This is a genomic window from Klebsiella sp. ME-303 (genome assembly GCF_007910085.1).
Lineage (GTDB): Bacteria > Pseudomonadota > Gammaproteobacteria > Enterobacterales > Enterobacteriaceae > Klebsiella > Klebsiella michiganensis.
This window is the reverse complement of sequence record NZ_VOJB01000085.1, coordinates 22,448-28,447: the sequence shown is the minus strand read 5'-3', so window position 1 is coordinate 28,447 and position 6,000 is coordinate 22,448. Positions and strand designations below refer to the sequence as shown.

4 protein-coding genes and 1 rRNA gene are annotated in these 6,000 nt (G+C 52.5%); 1 reads left to right on the top strand and 4 read right to left on the bottom strand.

Annotation, left to right across the window (positions count from 1 at the left end; translation table 11 throughout):
• The 4 genes from FQK12_RS17965 to rluD form a co-directional block, all read right to left on the bottom strand.
• A 16S ribosomal RNA gene (locus FQK12_RS17965) occupies positions 1 to 62 on the bottom strand; the annotation flags it as partial.
• 453 nt (positions 63 to 515) lie between these two features.
• Positions 516 to 3,089: an ATP-dependent chaperone ClpB gene (clpB, locus tag FQK12_RS17960; RefSeq protein ID WP_014226431.1), complete on the bottom strand. Its 2,574-nt coding sequence runs from the start codon at positions 3,087 to 3,089 to the stop codon at positions 516 to 518.
• Between the two features lie 127 nt (positions 3,090 to 3,216).
• Complete coding sequence (yfiH, locus tag FQK12_RS17955) at positions 3,217 to 3,948, bottom strand: purine nucleoside phosphorylase YfiH (RefSeq protein ID WP_014226432.1); 732 nt, start codon at positions 3,946 to 3,948, stop codon at positions 3,217 to 3,219.
• Positions 3,945 to 4,925 carry a 23S rRNA pseudouridine(1911/1915/1917) synthase RluD gene (gene rluD, locus FQK12_RS17950; protein ID WP_004853302.1) on the bottom strand — a complete coding sequence of 327 codons (981 nt, stop codon included), beginning with the start codon at positions 4,923 to 4,925 and terminating at the stop codon, positions 3,945 to 3,947. Before rluD ends, yfiH begins: the two co-directional genes overlap by 4 nt.
• A 132-nt stretch (positions 4,926 to 5,057) precedes the next feature.
• Between rluD and bamD the strand changes: the two genes are divergently transcribed.
• Positions 5,058 to 5,795, top strand: a complete 738-nt coding sequence (bamD, locus tag FQK12_RS17945) for an outer membrane protein assembly factor BamD (RefSeq protein WP_004853303.1) — start codon at positions 5,058 to 5,060, stop codon at positions 5,793 to 5,795.
• Positions 5,796 to 6,000 lie beyond the last annotated feature (205 nt).

Genomic DNA, 6,000 nt, shown 5'->3' with positions numbered 1-6,000 from the left:
ACTTGCATGTGTTAGGCCTGCCGCCAGCGTTCAATCTGAGCCATGATCAAACTCTTCAATTTAAGTTTGATGCTCGTAGAATTAAACTTCGTAATGAATTACGTGTTCACTCTTTGAGACTTGGTGTTCATTTTCGTCCGAGGACGTTAAGAATCCATGTCACTTTGAGTGCCCACACAGATTGTCTGATAAATTGTTAAAGAGCAGTGCAACGCGGCTTTCGCTCACCGTTGCGAGGTCCCGTATAATACGTTTTCCTCACTCAGAGTCAAGCGCTTATTTTTGCTTTTCTCTGCCGGTATTCATCGCTGAATACCGCTGACCCGGCGGGCTGTAAGCCGTTGTTCCGTGTCAGTGGAGGCGCATTATAGGGAGTAATTCTGAAGTGGCAAGAGGAATTTCAAAAAAAAACTCCACCCGCTTATTTTTCAACCAAAGCTGCAGCTGAGAATACATTATCGCCTGGTTTTTAAACAAAAACGAGCCCGGCGGGCCCGTTTTTGCTGTTTTGTGATTTACTGCACTGCCACTATCCGGTCGTTTTTCACAACCAGCTGCACTTCTTTACCCGGTATTAGCTCACCAGAGAGAATCTGCTGCGCCAACGGGTTTTCGATCTGCTGCTGGATAGCACGTTTCAGAGGACGTGCGCCATAAACCGGATCGTAACCGTTTTCGCTCAGCAGCTTCAGTGCCTCATCAGAGAGGTGAACTTCATAGCCGCGTTCCTCAAGTCGTTTATACAACCGCTGCAGCTGAATCTGCGCAATAGAAGCAATGTGTTTTTCACCTAACGGGTGGAATACCACCACTTCATCAATACGGTTGATAAACTCCGGCCGGAAGCTTTGGCTAACCACGCCCAGAACCAGCTCTTTCATGTGGCTATAGTCCAGGGCACCAAAACGTTCCTGAATGAGATCCGAACCGAGGTTAGAGGTCATGATGACGACCGTATTGCGGAAGTCGACCGTTCTCCCCTGCCCGTCAGTCAAACGTCCATCGTCCAGTACCTGCAGCAGAATGTTAAAGACATCCGGATGCGCTTTTTCCACTTCATCCAGCAGGATGACGGAATAAGGACGACGGCGGACCGCTTCAGTGAGATAGCCGCCTTCTTCATAACCGACGTATCCCGGAGGCGCCCCAACCAGACGTGAAACGGAGTGTTTCTCCATAAACTCTGACATGTCGATACGTACCATCGCATCGTCGCTATCAAACATAAAGTTGGCCAGCGCTTTACAGAGTTCTGTTTTACCTACACCGGTAGGGCCCAGGAACAGGAACGAGCCAATTGGACGATTAGGATCGGATAATCCGGCACGGCTACGGCGGATCGCATTCGATACCGCTTCGACCGCTTCGTTCTGACCAATGACGCGACTATGCAGCTCCTGCTCCATACGCAGCAGCTTCTCACGCTCGCCTTCCAGCATTCTGGCCACCGGGATACCCGTCCAGCGAGCCAGCACTTCCGCGATTTCCGCATCCGTAACTTTATTACGCAACAGACGCATCGTCTTGCCTTCGGATTGCGTTGCCGCCGCCAGCTGTTTTTCCAGCTCCGGGATTTTGCCATACTGCAGCTCGGACATCCGCGCCAGATCGCCGACGCGACGCGCCTGCTCAATAGCGATTTTCGCCTGTTCCAGCTCAGCCTTAATCGTCTGGGTTCCGGAGAGCGATGCTTTTTCAGCCTTCCACTCTTCTTCTAAGACTGAATATTGACGTTCTTTATCGGCCAGTTCCTCATTCAGCATATCCAGCCGCTTAATGCTGGCTTCATCAGACTCTTTCTTCAGCGCCTGCTGTTCCAGCTTGAGCTGAATGATGCGACGGTCGAGTCTGTCCAGCTCTTCCGGTTTTGAGTCAATCTGCATCCGAATGCTGGAAGCGGCTTCATCGATCAGGTCGATAGCTTTATCCGGCAGCTGTCGGTCGGCGATATAGCGATGAGACAGCGTGGCTGCCGCAACAATCGCCGGGTCGGTGATCTGCACGTGGTGGTGCAGTTCATAACGTTCTTTCAGACCACGCAAAATCGCAATGGTATCTTCAACGGTCGGCTCCGCCACGAATACTTTCTGGAAACGACGTTCCAGCGCGGCGTCTTTCTCAATGTACTGACGATATTCATCCAGCGTCGTAGCGCCCACGCAGTGCAGCTCACCGCGCGCCAGCGCCGGTTTCAGCATGTTACCGGCGTCCATTGCGCCATCCGCTTTACCCGCACCCACCATGGTGTGCAGCTCATCGATAAACAGGATGACGTTGCCTTCCTGCTTGGCGAGGTCATTCAGAACGCCTTTTAAGCGCTCTTCAAACTCACCGCGGTATTTGGCACCCGCCACCAGCGCGCCCATATCAAGCGCCAGCACCCGGCGCCCCTTCAGCCCTTCCGGCACTTCACCGTTGACGATCCGCTGCGCCAGCCCTTCAACAATGGCCGTTTTACCTACACCGGGTTCACCAATCAGCACCGGGTTGTTTTTGGTACGGCGCTGCAGAACCTGAATCGTACGACGAATTTCTTCATCGCGGCCAATCACCGGGTCAAGCTTGCCCTGCTCAGCACGTTCGGTCAGATCGACGGTAAATTTTTTCAAGGCCTGACGTTGGTCTTCGGCTCCCTGATCGTTCACGCTTTCACCTCCGCGCATTTGTTCGATCGCCTGACTCACGTTGGCGGTTGTGGCCCCGGCGGATTTTAAAAGGTCGGTCAGCGTGCCGCGTGATTCAAGCGCTGCCAGAACGAACAGCTCTGACGAAATAAAGTTGTCCTTTCTCTTTTGCGCCAGCTTGTCGCAAAGGTTCAGAATACGCACTAAATCCTGGGACGGTTGAACATCGCCGCCGGTACCTTCCACCTGCGGCAATCGGCTCAACGCCTGTTCAATATTGGTGCGCAACTCTCCGGCATTGATGCCCGCCGAAGTTAATAAAGGACGTATCGATCCCCCTTCCTGATTCAGCAAGGCGCTCATAAGATGAAGAGGTTCGATGAATTGGTTGTCGTGCCCGAGTGCAAGGGACTGGGCATCGGCAAGAGCAAGCTGGAATTTATTGGTAAGACGATCCAGACGCATAACTCCTCCCATAACAGGTCAAATTTGCTACTGGAGATTAAATGAGGTCATCCCTCAATTATTCAAGGTTAAAGACCTGAACTATGCAAAAATAAGTTTGCCTTCTGGATCGTCTTAGTTCGGGAGGTTATATCAGCCAGATGAAACTTGCCATACGACCCGTCGTCTTGTCGCGACGATAAGAGAAAAAATCATCTTTTTCGCTGAGGGTACAGCGGTCACCGCCAAAAATCTGCTCAACGCCAACGCTCGCCAGCCGCTGACGCGCAAGCTGATAGATATCAGCAAAATACTTTTCACCTGCAGGACGAAATGCGCGCTCCGCCTGAGTATCTTTTGCCATAAAGGCCTCACGCACCTCCGGACCAACCTCAAACGCGTCCGGCCCAATGGCAGGACCAAGCCAGGCCATGATGTTTTCCGGTTTATCGGCAAAACAGGCTACGGTTTCTTCCAGCACGCCTTCACAAAGGCCCCGCCAGCCGGCATGAGCAGCCGCGACTTCCGTTCCCGCGCGGTTGCAAAAAAGCACCGGCAGGCAATCAGCGGTCATCACCGCGCATACCGTACCCGGCACATTGCAGTATGAAGCATCAGCACGCTTTGACTCGTACGGCCCGCCGTCGAGCTTTAACACTGCCGTACCGTGAACCTGCTCCAGCCACACCGGGTATGACGGAAGACCGCCAGCGGCGAACATACGCCGACGGTTCTCTTCTACGTGCTGCAGATTGTCTCCGCAATGGGCTCCGAGGTTAAGTGAATCGTATGGCGACAAACTCACCCCACCAGCGCGCGTGGAACTACAGGCTGCCACGCCTTCCGGCATTGGCCATTGCGGTACAATCAGTTTAGTCATAGCCAGTCAATATCGTCTTTATGGGTTTCAAAATCAGCGCGCATGGCATCAATCAAATCAACCATATCCTGTGGAATTGGCGCATGCCATTCCATCTCAATGCCGCTGATCGGATGGTATAAACGCAGCATGGTGGCATGCAGGGCCTGGCGATCGAACTTACGCAGAGCGGTGATGAACTCTTCCGATGCGCCTTTAGGCGGACGCGGGCGCCCGCCATAGACCTGATCGCCCACCAGCGGGTGAGTGATGTGCGCCATGTGTACGCGAATCTGATGCGTACGGCCAGTCTCCAGGCGCAAACGCAGACGAGTATGAATGCGAAAATGCTCCATGATCCGATAGTGCGTCACCGCCGGTTTTCCCATGGGATGTACCGCCATATGCGTACGCTTGGTCGGGTGGCGGCTAATCGGTTCTTCCACCGTTCCGCCAGCGGTCATGTGACCAATCGCCACCGCTTCATACTCGCGGGTGATTTCGCGCAGCTGCAGGGATTCCACCAGGCGGGTTTGCGCCGGAATGGTCTTCGCGACCACCATCAAGCCGGTGGTGTCTTTATCAAGACGGTGCACGATCCCCGCACGCGGCACGTCAGCAATGGCCGGATAGTAGTGCAACAGCGCATTCAGCACAGTACCGTCAGGGTTGCCCGCGCCAGGGTGCACAACTAAATCGCGCGGTTTATTAATTACGAGGATGTCATCATCTTCATAAACGATATTGAGCGGAATATCCTGTGGTTGGAAACGGACTTCTTCTTCGATTTCAACATCGATAGCAATCGTTTCTCCCCCCAGCACTTTCTCTTTCGGCTTGTCGCTGACGCTGCCGTTTACCAGCACTCTCTGGTCAAGGATCCATTCTTTTATGCGCGAACGCGAATAATCCGGGAACAATTCGGCCAAAGCCTGATCTAAGCGTTGTCCGAGTTGATTTTCGGACACCGTTGCGTTGAGTTGTACTCGTTGTGCCATATACAGCTTCTTCGTTTTAACGTTGGGTTTTACGGCTTTGCCGTTTAATATAGTGTGCTATTGTAGCTGGTCTTAATCGGGAGCAGGAACAGAGATTCTCCCGCATAAACATTTTGAGGAAGTCAAAACGTCATGACGCGCATGAAATACCTGGTGGCAGCAGCCACACTGAGCCTGGCTTTGGTGGGTTGCTCTGGCTCAAAGGAGGAGGTGCCCGATAATCCGCCGAATGAGATCTACGCGACCGCTCAGCAAAAGCTGCAGGACGGTAACTGGAAACAGGCAATAACGCAACTGGAAGCGTTGGATAACCGTTATCCCTTTGGACCTTATTCCCAACAGGTACAGTTGGATCTGATTTATGCGTACTACAAAAACGCCGATCTGCCGTTGGCTCAGGCAGCTATCGATCGCTTTGTGCGCCTGAACCCTACCCATCCTAACATTGATTACGTCATTTATATGCGTGGTCTGACAAATATGGCGTTGGATGACAGTGCGCTGCAGGGCTTCTTCGGTGTCGATCGTTCTGACCGCGATCCACAACACGCGCGCGATGCCTTTAACGACTTCTCCAAACTGGTTCGTGGCTATCCTAACAGCCAGTACGCTACTGACGCCTACAAGCGTATGGTGTTCCTGAAAGATCGTCTGGCGAAGTACGAGCTGTCGGTCGTGGATTACTATACCGATCGTGGCGCATGGGTTGCGGTCGTTAACCGCGTAGACGGCATGCTGCGTAACTATCCGGATACGCAGGCCACCCGCGACGCGCTTCCGAAAATGGAAAACGCCTACCGTCAGATGCAGATGAACGCGCAGGCTGACAAGGTTGCGAAAATCATCGCGGCTAACAGCAAGAACACCTGATAGCCCTTAGATAAGCAAAACGGCAGCCGAGTGGCTGCCGTTTTTTTATTCGTTAAATTGTTAAGCTGAAGCGGTTTAGCGCCGAGTTAACTCATCAAATATGGCTCTCTTTCTTCCATTCCACAAGTAAAATCTCACCTGTTCCTGTCCTGTCTCACAAAACAGATTTGTTGACAAAAAGTGACAATAAAATGTGATTTAAATC

Coding starts and splice junctions, on each gene's coding strand:
- clpB (WP_014226431.1), bottom strand. CDS start 3,089: ATGCGTCTGGATCGTCTTACCAATAAATTCCAGCTTGCTCTTGCCGAT.
- yfiH (WP_014226432.1), bottom strand. CDS start 3,948: ATGACTAAACTGATTGTACCGCAATGGCCAATGCCGGAAGGCGTGGCA.
- rluD (WP_004853302.1), bottom strand. CDS start 4,925: ATGGCACAACGAGTACAACTCAACGCAACGGTGTCCGAAAATCAACTC.
- bamD (WP_004853303.1), top strand. CDS start 5,058: ATGACGCGCATGAAATACCTGGTGGCAGCAGCCACACTGAGCCTGGCT.